This is a genomic window from Streptomyces albiaxialis, from assembly GCF_039530985.1.
In the GTDB taxonomy this organism is placed as follows: Bacteria; Actinomycetota; Actinomycetes; order Streptomycetales; family Streptomycetaceae; genus Streptomyces; species Streptomyces albiaxialis.
Window position 1 is genome coordinate 54,402 of the sequence record NZ_BAAAPE010000017.1, and the last position, 17,634, is coordinate 72,035.

Below are 17,634 nucleotides of genomic sequence, written 5' to 3' on the forward strand. Positions count from 1 at the left end.
TGCGGTCTCCTTTCGCGGCGCCGGTGCGGGCGGTCCGTCCGGCCGGTCCGCCTCACGACCGCCGGAACTCGGGGGTGCGCTTCTCCTTGAAGGCGCGGGCGCCCTCCTTCGCGTCCGCCGTGTCGAAGATCGGCCAGCCTCTTTCGAGTTCGGCGGCGAGGGCTTCGGGTTCCGGCATTCCGGCCGTCTCGTAGACGGACGCCTTCACCGCCTCGACGGCGAGGGGGCCGCAGGCGTTGACGCGTCCGGCGATCTCCAGGGCCGCCTCCAGCGCGGTGCCGTCCGGGACGACATGGCCGACGAGGCCGATCCGGGCGGCCTCCTCGGCGGGGTAGGGGCGGCCGGTGAGCAGCATCTCCAGGGCGTGGGTGCGGGGGATCTGGCGCGGGAGGCGGACCGTGGAGCCGCCGATGGGGAAGAGCCCGCGCCGCACCTCGTACAGCCCGAAGACCGCGCTCTCGCCCGCGACGCGGATGTCGGTGCCCTGGAGGATCTCCGTGCCGCCCGCCACGCAGTGGCCCTCGACGGCGGCGATGACCGGCTTGCGGGGGCGGTGGTGCCGGAGCATCGCCTTCCAGTGCAGGCCGGGGTCCTCGCGCAGCCGTTCGCGGTACCTCTCGCCGGCCATGCCGTCGCCCGCGAGGGCCTTGAGGTCCATGCCCGCGCAGAACGCGCCGCCCGCGCCGGTCAGCACGACCGAGCGGACGGTGTCGTCCGCGTCGGCCTCCAGCCAGCCGTCGTAGAGGCCGACGAGCATCGGCAGGGACAGGGCGTTCTTGGCCTCGGGACGGTTGAGGGTGAGGACGAGGGTCGCGCCCTCGCGTTCCAGGGTCAGATGCTCCGTGCCGCCCATGGCGGGGCCTCCTGTCTCCAGACCTGGAACAGGTTGCAGTAGCGGCACGGCGACCGCAAGAGTTTTCTGACAGGGAGTCAGATTTCTTCTGCCGGGACCCTTCCCACCTCCGGCCCCCGGTGCTCTGATGACCGCCACCGCCGGTTGTGGAGGAGTGCCGTGGAGTACAACCTTGCCGACCTCTTCGAGTCGATCGCCGACACCGTTCCCGCGCGCGAGGCGCTGGTGTACGTGGACCACCCCGGCACCGGTGCCGAACGCCGCCTCGGCTACGCGGAGCTGGACCGCGCCGCCAACCGCCTCGCCCACCACCTGGCGGACAGCGGCATCGCGCCCGGCGACCACGTGGGCCTGCACCTCTACAACGGCGTCGAGTACGTGCAGACGCTGCTGGCCTGCCTGAAGATCCGCGCGGTTCCGGTCAACGTCAACTACCGCTACGTCGCGGACGAGTTGACGTACCTCTACCGGGACGCCGACCTCGTCGGGCTCGTCTTCGACGCGGAGTTCACCGAGCGGGTCGCGCGGGCGCTGCCCCGCACGGAGAAGCTGCGCCACCTCGTCCGGGTCGGGACGCCGCCCGAGGGGGCGCCGGAGCCGGACCTCGCGCCCGTGCCGTTCGCCGAGGCGGAGGCGGCGGGCTCGCCGCTGCGCGGCTTCGGGCCGCGCTCGGCCGACGACCTGTTCGTGATCTACACGGGCGGTACGACCGGGATGCCGAAGGGCGTCATGTGGCGTGCCGAGGACCTGTTCTTCTCCGGGCTCGGCGGCGGCGCGCCCACCGGCGAGCCCGTCTCCCGCCCGGAGGAGCTGGCGGAACGGGTCGCCGCCGGGGGCGAGGGCCTGGTCTTCTTCCCCACTCCCCCGCTGATGCACGGCACGGCCACGCTCACGCTCTTCATCGGGCTCAACTACGGGCAGAAGGTCGTCATCCACCGGAAGTTCGCGCCGGAGGAGGTGCTGCGCACCGTCGAGCGGGAGAAGGTGACGGCGGTGTCGCTGGTCGGCGACGCGATGCTGCGCCCCCTGATCGACGCGCTGGCCGGACCGCTGAAGGGCACCGACTGCTCCTCGTTACTGGCGGTCTCCAGCTCCGGCGCGGTCCTCTCGGAGACGGTGCGCGCGCAGTTCACCGAGCTGGCGCCGCACACCACCCTGATCAACAGCTTCGGCTCCTCCGAGTCCGGCTTCAACGGCACCGCGACCGCCGACTCCGGCCCGGGGAAGGGCTTCCGCATCACGGTCAACGCCGGTACGGCCGTGGTCGATCCGGCCACGAACCGTCCCGTCGCGCCCGGCGGGATCGGCCGCGTCGCGCTGCGCGGCCACGTCCCGCTGGGCTATTACAACGACCCGGCCAAGACCGCCGAGACCTTCTTCGAGGCCGACGGCGCCCGCTGGGTGCTGCTCGGCGACATGGCGACGGTCGACGAGGACGGCGTCGTCACCGTCCTCGGCCGGGGCTCGCAGTGCATCAACACGGGCGGCGAGAAGGTCTACCCGGAGGAGGTCGAGGAGGCCCTGAAGGCCCACCCGGACGTCTACGACGCGCTCGTCGCGGGCGTCCCCCACGCGCGCTGGGGCAGCAGCGTCGCGGCCGTCGTCCAGCCGAGGTCCGGCGCCGCGCCGCTGACCGAGGACGCGGTCCGCGACCACTGCCGCACGCGCCTCGCCGGATACAAGGTCCCCCGCACGGTCGTCGTCACCGACCGCATCCAACGCTCCCCCAGCGGCAAGGCGGACTACCGCTGGGCCCGCGAGATCGCCGCCTCGGCGGCGGAGAAGACCTGAGCCCTCACCCGCGCACGGGGGCCCGCTAGGGTCCCCGTATGCCCGGCGTGCAGGACTACCCCCGAGCGCTGAGGCGTGCCGTGCGGGACGTGCAGGTGCGGCTCTCCGCCGAGGGCGGCCACCGGCCGTACGCACTGGCCACGGCCGACTTCGAGCCCCTCACCACGGCGCGCCCGCGCGCTCCCAGGTGACCGACGCCCCGCCGCCCGCCCGCGGCGCGTGCCGCGCGCGGCTACTCCGCCAGGAACGACACCACCGCCGCCGCGAACTCCTTCGGGCGGTCCTCGTGGACGAGGTGGCCGCCGCCGTCGATCGTGACGAGGCGGGCGTGCGAGAGGCGTTCGGCCATGGTGACCAGGTCCTCCTGCGGGAGGTGGCTGGTCTCGCCGCCGCCGATGAGCAGGGTGGGGGCCGTGATCTCCGGGAGACGGTCCCACCAGGCGGGGTCGGGCGCGTTGCGCTGCGCGCACCACTGCACGACGACCTCCCAGTCGAACCGGGGCTCGCCCGGCGGCCGTTCGGGCAGGGGGCGCGGCTCGGCGGGCGGGAGCATCGCGCCGGTCTCCTCCAGGACGAGCCGCTCCACGCGGTCGCCGTGGTCCTGCGCGAAGAGGTAGGCGACGAACGAGCCGAAGGAGTGCCCGATGAGGATGGCGCGGTCTATGGCGAGCGCGTCGAGGAAGGCCAGCAGGTCCTCGCGGAAGCGCGCCATCGCGTAGTCGCCCGGCCAGTCGCTGTCGCCGTGGCCGCGCAGATCGAGGGCGTAGATCGGGTGGTCGGCGGCGAGCTGGGAGATCAGCGGGCCGCGCCAGTCCTCACCGTCCTCGCCGAGCGCGTGCAGCAGCACGACGGGGCGGCCCGCCTCCGCGCCCCAGGCGCGGTAGACGAGCCGCCCGCCGTCCGTGCGGACGGTCTTGGTTCCGCTGGTTCCGCTTGCGTTTCCGCTCATGCGGGGGACGTTACTCCCCGGGAGCGTCCTTTCCGGGGGCGTCTTCGCTCTCGGCTGAGCGCTCCGGGACGGCGCCCTGCTTGGCCATCTCCGAGCGGCGGTACGAGTACCCGAAGTAGACGACGAGCCCGATCAGGAACCAGACGCCGAACCGCATCCAGGTCTCCCAGGTGAGGTACGTCGTCAGCCAGATGGAGAAGACCACGCCCAGTATCGGCACCACCGGCATCCCGGGGCAGCGGAACTTGCGGGGCAGGTCGGGCTGGCGGTAGCGCAGCACGATGACGGCGACGCAGACGACGACGAAGGCGAGCAGGATGCCGATGTTGGTCATCTCGGCCGCCTCCTCGATCGGGAGGAAGCCCGCGATCAGCGCGGAGCCGACGCCGACGATCCAGGTGACCCGGGTGGGCACCTTCCGTACGGGGTGGGTCTTGGCGAACCACTTGGGCAGCAGCCCGTCGCGGCTCATGGCGAACCAGACGCGGGTGACGCCCATCATGAAGGTGAACATCACCGTGAGGATGCCGACGATCGCGCCGACCGCGATGATGTCCGCGACGCCGCTGAGCCCGGCCGCCTTGAACGCGGTGGAGAAGCCGCTCTCCGGGTCGATGTCCTTGTAGTCCTGCATGCCGGTGAGGACCAGGCAGCACAGCACGTAGAGCACCATCGAGATCACCAGGGAGTAGATGATCGCCTTCGGCATGTGCTTCTGGGCGTCCTGGGACTCCTCGGCCGCCGTGCTCATCGCGTCGTAGCCGAAGACGGCGAAGAAGACGGTCGCCGCTCCCGTGAAGGCCCCGGAGACGCCGAAGGGGAAGAACGGCTCGTAGTTGCCGGTCCGGATGTGGAAGACGCCGACGCCGATGACGAGCAGGACGATGGCGACCTTGATGACCACCACGATCAGCTCGAAGCGGGCCGCGCTCTTGACGCCCCGGGTGAGGGCGAAGGCGATCAGCAGGCACAGCACCATGGCGAAGAGGTCCACCTTGTGGCCGCCGCCCGTTCCGGGCGCTCCCAGGATCGCCTTCGGCAGCTCGACGTTCATCTCCTCCATGAGGAAGGAGAAGTAGCCGGAGATGCCGATCGCGACCACCGCCACGATGGCCGTGTACTCCAGCAGCAGGTCCCAGCCGATGAACCAGCCGCCGATCTCGCCGAGCACGGCGTAACCGTACGTGTAGGCGGAGCCCGCCTTCGGGATGAGACCGGCGAACTCCGCGTAGGAGAGCGCGGCGCAGGCGCTGGCGAGGCCCGCGATGAGGAACGAGATCAGGACCGCGGGTCCCGCCTTGCCGTTGGCGACGGTCCCCGCCAGGGTGAAGACACCCGCGCCGATGATGCCGCCGACGCCGATGGCGGTCAGATGCCTCAGACCGAGGGAACGGGAGAGCTGTTCGCCCGCACCGCCCTCGGCTTCCTCGATGTGTTCGATCGGTTTGCGGCGCAGCACGCCGCTCCCGCTCCACAGCCCGGCCATGGTTCCTCTTCCTGCCGTTGTTGCAGTTGATGCCGGTGTTGTTGCTGGTCTGACAACTACCAGTCGATCATCATGGCGGGGCTGTGTGCATGTGAGAAGTGTCCGCAGGTCTACGTTGCGCAAAGTTCCTGCCGGAGGCGCGGTCGGCGCAGCTCAGCGGGGGTCAGAGTGTGCGTTCACGCCCCTTCCAGTACGGTTCGCGCAGTCGGCGCTTGTAGAGCTTGCCGTTGGGGTCGCGGGGCATCTCGGGCACGAAGTCGACGGACCTCGGGCACTTGTACCGGGCGAGGTCCCGCTCGCAGTGGGCCAGGATCTCCTCGGCCAGCGCGGGCCCGGCCTCGTGTCCCGGCGCGGCCTCGACGACGGCCTTGACCTCCTCGCCCCAGTCGTCGTGCGGCACCCCGAATGCGGCGGCGTCGGCCACGGCCGGATGGGTGAGCAGCGCGGACTCGATCTCGGCGGGGTAGATGTTCACGCCGCCGGAGATGATCATGTCGATCTTGCGGTCCCGGAGGAAGAGATAGCCGTCCTCGTCGAGGTAGCCGAGGTCGCCGACCGTGAAGAAGTCCCCGATGCGTCCGGCCCGGGTCTTGCCCTCGTCCTTGTGGTACGCGAAGCCGCCGGTGCTCATCTTCATGTAGACGGTCCCCAGCTCGCCCGGCGGCAGCCTGTTGCCGTCGTCGTCGAAGACGGCCAGCTCGCTGATGGGCCACGGCCTGCCGACGGTGCCGGGCTTCTTCAGCCAGTCCTCGGCCGTCGCGAAGGCGCCGCCGCCCTCGCTCGCCGCGTAGTACTCCTCGACGCAGCCGCCCCACCAGTCGATCATGGCTCGTTTCACATGGTCGGGGCAGGGCGCGGCCCCGTGGATGGCGTGCCGCATGGAGGAGACGTCGTACGCGCCCCTGGTCTCCTCCGGGAGCGCGAGGAGCCGGTGGAACTGGGTCGGCACCATGTGCGTGTGCGTGCACCCGTACGTGTCGATGAGCCGCAGCATCTCCTCCGGCAGCCACTTGTCCATCACCACCAGCCGGTGCCCGATGTGCAGGGCCGCGCCCGCGAACTGGAGGACGGCCGTGTGGTAGAGCGGCGAGCACACGAGGTGGACGTTGCCGTCGAAGGGCCGGATGCCGAAGATCGCCAGGAAGCCGCCGAGGTACGTCTCCTCGGGCCGCTTGCCGGACAGCGGGCGCCGGATGCCGCGCGGGCGGCCCGTCGTCCCCGAGGTGTAGTTCATGACCCAGCCGCTCGTACGCCCCTCGGGCGGCGCCTCGGACTGGCCGCGCAGCAGGTCCTCGTACGGCCGGAAGCCGTCGGCGTCCCCCACCGCGTACCGCCGCTCGCCGGGCAGCCCCGCCTCGTCGGCGGCGTCCCGGGCCGCGTCCGCGTACCGCTCGTGCGCGAGGAGGACCTTGGCGCCGGAGTCGGCCACGATCCAGGCGATCTCGGGCGCGACGAGGTGGTGGTTGACCGGCACCATGTAGAACCCGGCCTGGGAGGCGGCCAGATAGGCCGTCAGGAACTCGGGCCCGTTGGGCAGCACGACCGCGAACGCGTCGCCCTCGCGCAGGCCCGCTTCGCGGAGTCCGCCGACGAGTTGATTGCAGGCCCCGTGAAGCTGGGCGGCGCTCCATTCCTCGCCGTCCGGCGCGATCAGGACGATCCGGTCCGGGTCCGCCTGGGCCTGCGCCCAGAACCCGTTGGGTTGCTCCGCCATGGTGTCTCCTCTCGCGAATGGGTGTGCCTTGCCACGCCCCAAGGCGCGGGCCCCTGGTGCTGCCGTGCCCGGAGCAGGGGGCTGCGCTTGCCAGCCCTGCTCCTCCGCGCAGACCTCCCAAGCACAGCGCGGAGAAGCAGGGGCTGCGCCCCGAAGGGGCGCGGGGAACTGCGCGACCGGCCACGGCGCAGCCGCACCCGGCAACGCTCGCGCACCCCCGAGCCCTCAGCCGCCCCCGGCAACGCCGCGCAGCCGCGCAACGGCCCGCTCGAAACCCCTGGTCAAGTCGTCGAAGACCTCTTGCACGGCCCGTTCGGAGTTCATCGCGCCGACGATCTGGCCAACCGGCGTGCCCAGGAGGGGCTCGACCTCCCAGCGCTGGATGCGGGAGTTGGCCTCGGCGACCAGCAGGCCCTGGAGCGGCATCGGCAGCGTGCCGGGGCCCTCGGGGTCGTCCCAGGCGTCCGTCCACTCCGTACGGAGCTGCCGCGCGGGCTTCCCCGTGAGCGCACGCGAGCGCACCGTGTCCCCTGACCCGGCAGCCAGCAGCTTCCGGGTCAACGCACGCGAGTGCATCTCCGCCTCGCGGGTGGTGAGCCAGACGGAGCCGAGCCAGCCGCCCTGGGCGCCCAGCGCGAGGGCCGCGGCGAGCTGTTCGCCGCTCCCGATGCCGCCCGCGGCGAGCACGGGCAGCGGATCGACGGCCCGTACGACCTCGGGGGTGAGCACCATCGTGGCGATCTCCCCGGTGTGGCCGCCGGCCTCGTAGCCCTGGGCGACCACGATGTCGATCCCGGCCTCCTTGTGCCGCTGCGCGTGCCGGGCGCTCCCGGCGAGCGCGGCGACGGGGATGCCCAGGTCGTGGGCGCGGGCGACGACGTCGGGGGGCGGTGAGCCGAGCGCGTTGGCCAGCAGCTTGATGGGGTAGTCGAAGGCGACGTCGAGCTGCGTGCGGGCGACGTTCTCCATCCAGCCGGTGATGCGCCAGCCGCCCTCCTCCCCCTCGGGCATCTCGGGAACGCCGTGCTTGGCGAGGGTGTCGCGGGCGTACTCGCGGTGGGCCTCGGGGATCATCGCCTCGACGTCGGCCTCGGTGACGCCCTCGACCTTCTTGGCGGGCATGACGACGTCGAGCCCGTACGGCAGTCCGTCGGTGTGCGCCTCCATCCAGTCGAGGTCGCGCTTCAGCTCGTCGGGGGACGTGTAGCGCACCGCGCCGAGCACGCCGAAGCCCCCGGCGCGGGTGAGCGCGGCGGCCACGGCGGGGAACGGCGTGAAGCCGAAGACGGCGTGCTCGATGCCCAGTTGCCTGCTCAGCTCCGTCTGCATGGGGCGCAGGATGCCGCAGCGGGGCGGCGGAGGGAAGACACTTTCTGATGACGCGTCAGATTTTTGCTGGGCCGGGACGCCTCAGCGCCACCAGGACACCCTCAGCCCCCGCCGGGACGCCCTCAGCCCCGCCGGGACGCCGCGACCTCCCGGTAGACCTCCGCCGCCTCTCCCGAGCGCCCGAGCTGCTCCAGGCAGTGCGCCTCGTCGTTCCTGCTGGCGAGGGTGTCCGGATGGTCGGGGCCCAGCACGCGCTCCCGCACGGCGGCCACGTGCCGGTAGACCTCCAGCGCCTCGGACCAGCGGCCCAGCCAGCCGAGGCCCACGGCGATCTCGCGGCGGCTGACCAGGGTGTCGGGGTGGTCGGGGCCCAGCACGCGTTCCCGTACGGAGCAGACCTCGCGGGCCTCCGTCAGCGCCTCGGGCCAGCGCCCGAGCCGCCCCAGGTTGACGCCCAGGCCGTGCCGGGCGCGCAGCGTCTCGGGGTCGGCGGGCCCCTGGGCGCGCGTCCGCGCGGCGGTCAGCTCGCGGTAGAGGTCGAGGGCCTCGTCCCAGCGGCCGAGCCTGCCCAGGCAGATGCCCGTCTCGTACCGCGCGGCCAGCGTGTCGGGGTGGTCGGGGCCGAGGACGCGGGAGCGGGCGGCGGCGACCTCCCGGTACGCCGTGAGCGCCTCGTCCCAGCGGTCCAGCCGCCCCAGCGCGTACGCCACCTCGTAGCGCGTGACGAGCGTGTCCGGGTCGTCCGGGCCGAGCACGCGGGCGCGGGCGACGGCGACCTCGTCGGCCATCCGGTACGACTCCTCCAGCCGGCCGAGCCTGCTGAGGTTGAACGCGAGGTTGTGGCGGCAGCGCAGGGTGTCCGGGTGGTCGGCGCCCATGGTCCGCTCGCGCGCTTCGAGCACCTCGGCGTACGCCCGGTGGGCCTCGGTGTGCCGCCCGAGCTGGCCCAGTACGTACGCCGACTCCTGCCGGGCCGCGAGGGTGTCGGGGTGCTCCGGGCCGAGCCCGGCGGCGCGGCCCGCCGCCACCCGCTCGTACGCGGTCAGGGCCTCGGCGTGGCGGCCCAGGCGGCTGAGGGTGAAACCCAGCTCGTAACGGCTGGCCAGCGCGTCGGCGTGGTCGGGGCCGAGGGTACGGGCGCGCTCCTCGGCGACCGCGAGGTGCACCTCGCGGGCCTCCTCCCAGCGGCCGAGCCGCGCGAGGCTGAGGCCCGCGTTGTGTCTGCTGGTGAGGACGGCCACGAGTTCGGGCGGCGGGGTCGAGCGCCGCGCCTCCGCGGGCGTGGCGGACTCCGCGGGCGTGGCGGACTCCGCGGGTCGCGGGGGCCCGTCGCCGTGCGCCCCCGCGCCCGTCGCCGGGGTCCAGCGGCCGGTCAGCTCCGGCGGGGTGTCCAGGGCGCCGGGCGGGGTGACCGTGCCGACGGCCCAGGATCCGCTGGCCCGCGAGCCGCCGCTGATCCCCCGCGACCAGGAGGGCAGTTCGCCCGGCACGGCGGGCGGCACGGGCGGCGTGAGCCGGGGCGAGGGCCACGGCGCGAGGCGCGGCGGCGCGCTCGCGTACATCCCGCCGGGCGGCGGTCCGGCCCCCGGGCCCGCGCCGGGGACGGCGCCCGGCACGGCGCCGCGCGCCTCCGCCAGCTCGCCGCCCAGCTCGGCGGCGCTGTACGGACGCGCGTCCGGATCCTTCTCCAGCAACTGGAGGATCGCCCGCTCCAACGGCCCCGGCAGCTCGGGGCGGTGGGCGCGCGGGGGCTCGGGCGGGGTGTCGCGGTGGCCGACGAGCACCGCCCAGGCGTCCCCGTGGTCGAAGGGCGGCACGCCCGTCGCCAGCTCGTACAGCACACAGCCCAGCGAGTACAGGTCGCTGCGGTGGTCCACCGCGGTGCCCGCGATCTGCTCGGGCGACATGTAGTGCGGCGTGCCCATGGCGATGCCGGTGCCGGTGAGCTTGGAGGTGAAGCCGATGTCGTGGCCGAGGCGGGCGATGCCGAAGTCGCAGATCTTGACGGTGCCGTCGGCTGTCCGCACGACGTTGGCGGGCTTCAGGTCGCGGTGCACGATGCCCTGGTCATGGGTGTACGCGAGCGCCGCGGCGACCTGCTCCGCGATGTCGACGACCTCGGGAACGGGCAGCGGGTGCTGCTTGTTGTCCTCCAGCGCCTGGCTGAGGTTGCGGCCCTCCAGCAGCTCCATCACGAGGAAGAGCAGCCCCTCGTGCTCGCCGAAGTCGTGCACGACGGTCACGCCCCGGTGCTGGAGCGCGGCGGCGACCCGCGCCTCTCGGCGGAACCGCTCGCGCAGCACCCGCATCACCGAGCCGTCGCCCTGCGCGTTCTGCGGCTTCAGGCATTTGACCGCGACGCGCCTCCCCAGCGACTCGTCGCGGGCGCGCCACACCTCTCCCATCCCCCCGCGCCCGATGAGGTCGAGCAGCCTGTAACGGCCCTGGATCAGGGTGCTGTCCGCCATGGCGTGTGTCGCCCCCCGTAGCTCCGGTCCCTCCCCTGTCTGCCCAGTATGGCTGCCTCGTCCGGACGTGGGTATGCCCCGCGGTGCCCCGTCCGTCTCTCACCAGGGGGGCGCGCGAGAGCACCGAGGGCCTACGCGCGCTCCCGCCCGCCGCACCCGGCCTCACCGTCGGACGCGCGGCATCCCCAGGCCGATCCAGGAGATGATCTCGCGCTGGATCTCGTTGTTGCCGCCGCCGAAGGTGAAGATGACCGCGCTGCGGTAGCCGCGTTCGAGGTCGCCGCGGAGGACGGAGCCCGCCGAGCCCTCCGTGAGGGGGCCCGCCGCGCCGACGGCCTCCATGAGCCAGGCGTACGCGTCGCGGCGGGCCTCGCTGCCGTACACCTTCGCCGCCGAGGCGTCCTGCGGGGTGAGCGTGCCCTTGTCGAGGGCGTCGACCATCTGCCAGTTGAGGAGCTTCATCGCGTCCAGGCGCCTGTGCGTACGGGCCAGCAGGGTGCGGACCCAGCCGAGGTCGAGGACGCGACGGCCGTCGGAGAGCTTGGTGGCGGCGGCCCAGCGCCGTACGTCGTGCAGGGCGCGGATCGCCATGGTGCCGTGCGCGGCGAGGGTGACGCGTTCGTGGTTGAGCTGAGTGGTGATCAGGCGCCAGCCCTTGTTCTCCTCGCCGACCCGGCGGGTGACGGGGACGCGGATGTCCTCGTAGTAGCTGGCCGTGGTGTCGTGCGAGGCGAGGGTGTTGATCACGGTGCAGGAGTAGCCGGGATCGCTCGTCGGTACGAGCAGGAGGGTGATGCCCTTGTGCGGCTCGGCCTCCGGGTCGGTGCGGACGGCGAGCCAGACCCAGTCGGCGGTGTCGCCGTTGGTGGTCCAGATCTTCTGTCCGTTCACGACGTAGTCGTCGCCGTCGCGAACGGCCCGCGTTCGCAGCGACGCGAGATCGGTGCCCGCCTCGGGCTCGCTGTAGCCGATGGCGAAGTCGAGTTCGCCGGAGAGGATCCGGGGCAGGAAGTACGCCTTCTGCTCCTCGGTGCCGAACTGCATGATCGTGGGGCCCACGGTGTTGAGCGCCATCAGCGGGAGCGGGACGCCCGCCTGGGCCGCCTCGTCGAAGAAGACGAACTGCTCCATGGCCGACATGCCCCGCCCGCCGTACTCGGTGGGCCAGCCGACGCCGAGCCAGCCGTCGGCGCCGAGGCGGCGCACGGTCTCGCGGTAGAAGCGCTTCTGCGCCGCGGGCTCGGAGTAGCGCGCGTGCGCGTCCTCGGGGACGAGGTCCGCGAAGTACGCGCGCAGTTCGGCGCGGAGCCGCCGCTGGTCTTCGGTGTAGTCGAGGTACACGTCGTCCCTCCGTCTCTGCCGCACACGGCCATGCCGCCGCCCGGTGGTGACAGGGCACCGGGCGGCGGCGCTCACGGTAGAACGTGTTCCATCACATGGGAATGGCCGGTGACGGAGGGGTGATGCGGTTCAGGTCACGAACGTTCCCACAGCGCGGGCACGTTCGGCGGCTCCCAGCCCTGCTGCGAGGTGTGGGCCTGGATGCAGCGGTACGAGGCCCCGCCGTGCTGCACCGTGTCGCCGATCTTGTAGCTCTTCCCCGTCGACCAGGTGCTCGGCGGGTCGGTGGGCGGATCGGTCGGCGGGTCCGTGGGACCGCCGCCCTCCGTGGTGAGCGTCAGCCCGTACGCCTGGAGGATCGGGTTGACGGGGAAGAAGAACGTCGTGCCGCCGGACGAGCAGTTCCCGGAGCCGCCCGAGGTCACGCCCTGCGCCTGGCTGCCGGTGATGTACGAGCCGCCGGAGTCGCCGGGCTCGGCGCAGACGCTCGTCCGCGTCACGCCGTTGATGGTGCCCTCGGGGTAGGTGACGCTGGTGTTGCGCTGCTGGATGCGGCCGCAGTGCCAGCCGGTCGTCGAGCCCGAGCGGCACACGGAGGCGCCCTCGACCTGCTCCGTGGAGCCGGCGACCGTCACGTCGCCCTGGCCGTAGCCGTTGACCTTCGGGGTGGGCGTCCATTGGCTGTTGACCGCGACCCACGCGTAGTCGTAGCCGGGGAAGGTGGAGCCCTGGAAGGTGCCCTGCGGCTGGCGGTTGAAGCCCGTGGTCGTGGCGCCGACCCTGCCGCAGTGGCCGGCGGTCACGAAGCCGCCCTGGCTGCCGCCGCGCGTCACGGAGAAGCCGACCGAACAGCGGCTGGAGCTGCCGATGTAGTAGGCGTCTCCGCCCCGGACGTCGTAGAACGGGCGGGGCTTCGCGGTGGAGTGGCGTACGGCCACGTCGGAACGGTCCAGTCCGGCGCGGTCGGCGAAGGCGTGCGCGGCGGCGTCGCGCGCGGCCTCCACGACGACGCGGTTGTCCTTCACGTCGACGTACCAGACGGAGACGTCCTTGGGGTCGGCCTTCTCGGCCGTGCGGTCCAGCGCCTTCTTGACGCCGTTCAGGTCGGCCAGGCTGTGGTCGACCACGCGGGGAGTCGCGCCCGCCTCGGTGATCCGGGCGGTCTCGGAGGAGTCGGTGGTGGAGACGGTGAGCGTCTCGGCGGTGTCTCCGCTGAGGCGGGCACCGGCGTAGCCGGCGCCGAGGGCCTTGCGGAGCTTGGCGGCGGTCTCGGCGGCCTCCGCCTCGTTGCCGAGGCGGGTCCGCGCCTCGTCCTCGGTGAGGCCGAGGTCCTTGCTCATGGCCTTGATGAGGCCGGGTGAGAGATTCTCCGCCGCGGGGGAACGGTCGGAGGAGCGGTCCGGAGAGCCGGGCCCGGCGGAGGCCGGGCCGGTGAGCCCGGCGACCACGAGTGCGCCTGCGGCGAGGGTCGCCGCCGCCGCGGCCGTGGCGGTGCGTCTGCGGCGCATCGCACGCTTCACGGAAGTGACCATGGGGGTCTCCCTGGCTTCGTCGGGGGTTGGCGAAACCGTAGCGGCGCCCGCTATAGGTCTGGACCTCTCAACTTGCCCCCTCCTCCCGTGTTATGGCCCCCTGTCAACACATGTCCCTGCCATCCATCTCGTCCTCACGCGCGCGGGTGGGCGCGGCGCCAGCGCGCGTACGCGGGGCTCGCCGCCGCGGCCTGCTCGTGCGCCGCGCGCGCGTGGTCGAGGGCGGAGGTGCCCGCCTCGGCCGCGGGCGAGTCTGGGTACCAGCCGAGGACGTGCCGCCACATCAGCGGGGATCCGGCGATGGGCCGGGTCTCGATGCCCGGCGTGGGCGGGAACGTCGCCCGGCACAGCCCCACCGCGCGCCCCACCTGCACCAGGTGCACGCAGGAGGCGGTGTCCGTCTCGTAGACGGCGTCCGGGGTGAAGCCGACGCGGGCGCAGGCGGCGGCGAAGCACTCGGCGAAGCAGCCGTCCCCGGGCACGTTCGCCCAGCGCTCGTCCGCGAGGTCGCCGAGCGCGACCTCCTCCCGGGCCGCGTACGGGTGGTCCTCGCGCAGCATCAGGAAGACCGGGTCGACGGCGACCTCGCGCCACACCAGCCGCCCCGAGCAGGGCGGCTGGCTCTCACCGCAGACGCCGGTGAGCGCGTAGTCGATACGGCCCTCGATCAGCAGCGCGGCCAGTTCGCTGTTCGACCAGGTGGTGTAGGTGGTGACGGGCGCCTCGGGGTGCTCGGTCGCCAGCCGGTCCACCAGTCCGCCGAGCAGCGGCCCGTGGGTGCCGCCCAGCCGGAAGCGCGGTAACCGGGTGCTGGCGGCGCGCTCCTGGCTGAACCTGCGGGCCTCCTCCTGGAGCTCGGTCACCGCGGGCACGAGGACCCGGGCCCGGTCCAGCACCAGTTCGCCCAGGGGCGTGGGCCGTACGCCGTGCTGTCCCCGGACGAACAGCTCACCCCCGAGTGACCTCTCCAGCCTCTTCAACTGCGCGCTGAGCGCGGGCTGGGCAAGGCCCAGGCCGGTCGCCGCACGGGTGAGGCTGCCCGCTTCCGCGATGGCCCAGATGACCTTCAGATGCCGCAGCTCCAGATCCATGCGCCACAGCTTGGGCCTGGCCCCCCGGTCCCGCAAGGTTCGTGCGGCCCGTGACCTGCCAGTAGGCAGTGAACGCCCGTCCCCCGCCCGCGGCGTCAGCCCTCCTGGGCCCGGGGCGCGAGGAGTTCGGACAGGTCGCCGACGACGAGGCGGGCCCCGTGCGCGCGCAGCGCGCCGGTCACCCCGGTGCCGCCCGCGCCGCGAGCGAAACCGTCGCCGCCGCCCTGGACAGCCGGGGCGCCGCCGACGCCGCTGACGCCGCTGACGCCGACGACCAGCCCGAAGCCGCCCGCGCGCCCGGCCGCCACCCCCTCCGGGGTGGACTCGATCACCGCCGCGTCGCCGGGGACCACGCCCAGCCGCGCCGCCGCCTCCTGGTACGGGCGCGCGTCCGGCCCGCCCGTGGGCGCCGGGCCGAGCCGCGCGACGTCCTCGTCGTCGACGACGGCGTCCAGCAGCTCCGCCAGCCCGGCACGGCCCAGGAGTTCGCGGGCGCCGGGACCGCGCGCGACGGCCGCGCGGGAGATCCCCGCGCCCTCCAGCGCGCGCAGCAGCCACCAGGCGCCGGGCGGCACCCCGGCCCCCGGCGCGCGGGCGCCGTCCGCGGCGGGCCCGGTCAGCACGCCCTCCGTCCCGAGCACGACCGCCCGTAAGCCCTCCAGCCCGCTCATGACGCCCAGGTCCACTCCGCGACCTCCGGCATGTCGGTGCCGTGCTCGCGGATCCAGTCGTGGTGGCGGGTACGGGCATCGGCCATGGCCTGCCGTACGGGCGCGGCGCGTACCCCGAGGCCCGGGACGCGGTCGATGACGTCCATCACCAGCCGGAAGCGGTCCAGGTCGTTGCGCACGACCATGTCGAACGGGGTCGTCGTGGTGCCCGACTCCTTGTAGCCGCGCACGTGCAGGTGCGGGTGGACGGCGCGGCGGTAGGCGAGCCGGTGCAGGAGCCAGGGGTAGCCGTGGTACGCGAAGATCACCGGCTTGTCGCGGGTGAACAGCGCGTCGAACTCGGCGTCCGGCATGCCGTGCGGATGGTCCTCGTGCGGCATCAGCCGCGTCATGTCCACGACGTTGACGACGCGGACCGCGAGGTCCGGCAGGCGTTCCCGCAGCAGCGAGGCCGCGGCCAGCGTCTCCTCGGTCGGCACGTCACCGGCCGCCGCCAGCACCACGTCCGGCTCGGCGCCGGGGTCGCCGTTGCCGGCCCACTCCCAGATGCCCGCGCCGCGCGCGCAGTGCGCCACGGCCTCGTCCATGGACAGCCAGTCGAAGCCGGGCTGCTTGCCCGCCACGATCACGTTCACGTAGTCCCGGCTGCGCAGGGCGTGGTCGGCCACCGAGAGCAGGGTGTTGGCGTCCGGGGGCAAATAGACGCGGACGACCTCGGGGCTCTTGTTCAGCACGTGGTCGATGAAGCCGGGGTCCTGGTGGGAGAAGCCGTTGTGGTCCTGGCGCCACACGTGCGAGGTCAGCAGGTAGTTGAGCGAGGGGACGGGACGGCGCCAGGGCAGGGTGCGGGAGATCTTCAGCCACTTGATGTGCTGGTTGACCATCGAGTCGACGAGGTGCGCGAACGCCTCGTACGAGGAGAACAGCCCGTGCCTGCCCGTGAGCGTGTACCCCTCCAGCCAGCCCTGGCAGACGTGCTCGGAGAGGATCTCCATCACCCGCCCGTCGCGGCTGAGGTGCTCGTCCGTGGGCAGCTCCGCCGCCTGCCACGCCTTGCCGGTGGCGCGGTAGACGTCCTGGAGGCGGTTGGAGGCCGTCTCGTCGGCGCCGACGAGACGGAAGTCCCGCCGCTCCGCGGTGTCCCGCATGAGCTGTTCCAGCATCCCGCCCAGCACCCGCGTCGGCTCGTGCCGCGCCGCACCCGGCTTCTCGACGGGGACCGCGAACGCCTCGGGGCCGCGCAGCGGCAGCTCCCGGGTGAGCAGCCCGCCGTTGGCGTACGGGCTCGCGCCGAGGCGCAGGTCCCCGTCCGGGACGCAGGCCAGGACCTCGTCCCGGGGCGCGCCGTCCGCGTCGAACAGCTCCTCGGGGCGGTACGAGCGCAGCCACTCCTCCAACTGCCGCAGCCGCGCCGGGTCGTCGCGCACGCCGTCCAGCGGGATCTGGTGCGCGCGCCAGGTGTCCTCGACGGGCACCCCGTCGACCTCGGCGGGGCCCGTCCAGCCCTTGGGCGTCCGCAGCACGATCATGGGCCACGCCGGGCGCTCCGTGCGGCCCTCCTCGCGGGCCGCGTGCTGGATGGCGGCGATCCGGTCCAGCGCGGTGTCCATGGCCCGCGCCATCTCCCGGTGGACCTCGCCGGGCTCGCTCCCCGTCACGTGCAGCGGCTCGTGGCCGTATCCGCGCAGCAGCGCGTCGAGTTCGGCCTCGGGGAGGCGGGCGAGGACGGTGGGGTTGGCGATCTTGTAGCCGTTGAGGTGGAGGATCGGCAGGACCGCGCCGTCGTGCACCGGGTCGAGGAACTTCGTGGAGTGCCAGGAGGTGGCGAGCGGCCCGGTCTCGGCCTCGCCGTCGCCGACGACGCAGGCCACGAGCAGCTCGGGGTTGTCCAGCGCGGCCCCGTAGGCGTGCGCCAGCGAGTACCCCAGCTCGCCGCCCTCGTGGATCGAGCCGGGCAGGTCGGGGGCGGCGTGGCTGGGCACCCCGCCGGGGTACGAGAACTGCCGGAAGAGCCGCTCCATCCCGGCCGCGTCCCGGCTCACGTCCGGGTACGTCTCGCTGTACGTCCCCTCCAGCCAGGAGTTGGCGAAGACGGCGGGCGCCCCGTGCCCCGGGCCCCACACGCACAGCGCCCGCAGCGCGCGGGCGCGGATGACCCGGTCGAGGTGGGTGTGGACCAGGTTCAGCCCCGGCACGGAGCCCCAGTGGCCGAGCAGGCGGGGCTTGATGTGCTCGGGGCGCAGCGGCTCGGCGAGCAGCGGGTTGGCGAGGAGATAGAGCTGCCCGGCGGCGAGGTAGTTCGCCGCGCGCCAGTGCGCGTCCAGCGCGCGCGGATCGACCGCACGCGGGTCCTCCTCGGTGGCTGCGGGCGTCTCGTGCACGGCGTCTCCTCCCGCTCTCACGGCGTGT

Annotated in this window: 13 protein-coding genes; 2 read left to right on the forward strand and 11 right to left on the reverse strand. The window is 73.2% G+C overall.

What is annotated here, in order from left to right; all coding sequences use genetic code 11:
* Positions 1–52 precede the first annotated feature (52 nt).
* Positions 53–853, reverse strand: coding sequence for a crotonase/enoyl-CoA hydratase family protein (locus tag ABD343_RS34180; RefSeq protein WP_344533963.1), 801 nt, complete (start codon positions 851–853; stop codon positions 53–55).
* Between the two features lie 159 nt (positions 854–1,012).
* Between ABD343_RS34180 and ABD343_RS34185 the strand changes: the two genes are divergently transcribed.
* On the forward strand, positions 1,013–2,644 hold the full coding sequence (locus ABD343_RS34185) for an acyl-CoA synthetase (RefSeq protein ID WP_344533965.1): 1,632 nt from the start codon (positions 1,013–1,015) through the stop codon (positions 2,642–2,644).
* A 38-nt stretch (positions 2,645–2,682) separates the two neighbouring features.
* Positions 2,683–2,835, forward strand: coding sequence for a hypothetical protein (locus tag ABD343_RS34190; RefSeq protein WP_344533967.1), 153 nt, complete (start codon positions 2,683–2,685; stop codon positions 2,833–2,835).
* Positions 2,836–2,876: 41 nt separating this feature from the next.
* Here the strand turns inward: ABD343_RS34190 and ABD343_RS34195 are convergent, their stop codons facing one another.
* The 10 genes from ABD343_RS34195 to ABD343_RS34240 form a co-directional block, all read right to left on the reverse strand.
* Complete coding sequence (locus ABD343_RS34195) at positions 2,877–3,593, reverse strand: alpha/beta fold hydrolase (RefSeq protein WP_344533968.1); 717 nt, start codon at positions 3,591–3,593, stop codon at positions 2,877–2,879.
* A gap of 10 nt (positions 3,594–3,603) precedes the next feature.
* Positions 3,604–5,079 carry an amino acid permease gene (locus ABD343_RS34200; protein WP_344533969.1) on the reverse strand — a complete coding sequence of 492 codons (1,476 nt, stop codon included), beginning with the start codon at positions 5,077–5,079 and terminating at the stop codon, positions 3,604–3,606.
* Positions 5,080–5,242: 163 nt separating this feature from the next.
* On the reverse strand, positions 5,243–6,793 hold the full coding sequence (locus tag ABD343_RS34205) for an acyl-CoA synthetase (RefSeq protein WP_344533970.1): 1,551 nt from the start codon (positions 6,791–6,793) through the stop codon (positions 5,243–5,245).
* Between the two features lie 225 nt (positions 6,794–7,018).
* Positions 7,019–8,122, reverse strand: coding sequence for an NAD(P)H-dependent flavin oxidoreductase (locus ABD343_RS34210; protein WP_344533971.1), 1,104 nt, complete (start codon positions 8,120–8,122; stop codon positions 7,019–7,021).
* A 122-nt stretch (positions 8,123–8,244) separates the two neighbouring features.
* Positions 8,245–10,590 (reverse strand): serine/threonine-protein kinase, encoded by a 2,346-nt coding sequence (locus tag ABD343_RS34215; protein WP_344533972.1) that lies wholly within the window; start codon positions 10,588–10,590, stop codon positions 8,245–8,247.
* A gap of 162 nt (positions 10,591–10,752) precedes the next feature.
* Complete coding sequence (locus ABD343_RS34220) at positions 10,753–11,931, reverse strand: acyl-CoA dehydrogenase family protein (protein ID WP_344533974.1); 1,179 nt, start codon at positions 11,929–11,931, stop codon at positions 10,753–10,755.
* A 134-nt stretch (positions 11,932–12,065) separates the two neighbouring features.
* Entirely contained in the window at positions 12,066–13,463 is a 1,398-nt protein-coding gene (locus tag ABD343_RS34225) for a carbohydrate-binding protein (RefSeq protein ID WP_344533976.1), read from the reverse strand.
* Positions 13,464–13,597: 134 nt separating this feature from the next.
* Positions 13,598–14,554 carry a LysR family transcriptional regulator gene (locus ABD343_RS34230; RefSeq protein WP_344533978.1) on the reverse strand — a complete coding sequence of 319 codons (957 nt, stop codon included), beginning with the start codon at positions 14,552–14,554 and terminating at the stop codon, positions 13,598–13,600.
* Between the two features lie 95 nt (positions 14,555–14,649).
* Entirely contained in the window at positions 14,650–15,225 is a 576-nt protein-coding gene (locus ABD343_RS34235) for an HAD family hydrolase (protein WP_344533980.1), read from the reverse strand.
* Positions 15,222–17,606 carry a phosphoketolase family protein gene (locus ABD343_RS34240; RefSeq protein WP_344533981.1) on the reverse strand — a complete coding sequence of 795 codons (2,385 nt, stop codon included), beginning with the start codon at positions 17,604–17,606 and terminating at the stop codon, positions 15,222–15,224. Before ABD343_RS34240 ends, ABD343_RS34235 begins: the two co-directional genes overlap by 4 nt.
* Positions 17,607–17,634: the final 28 nt, after the last annotated feature.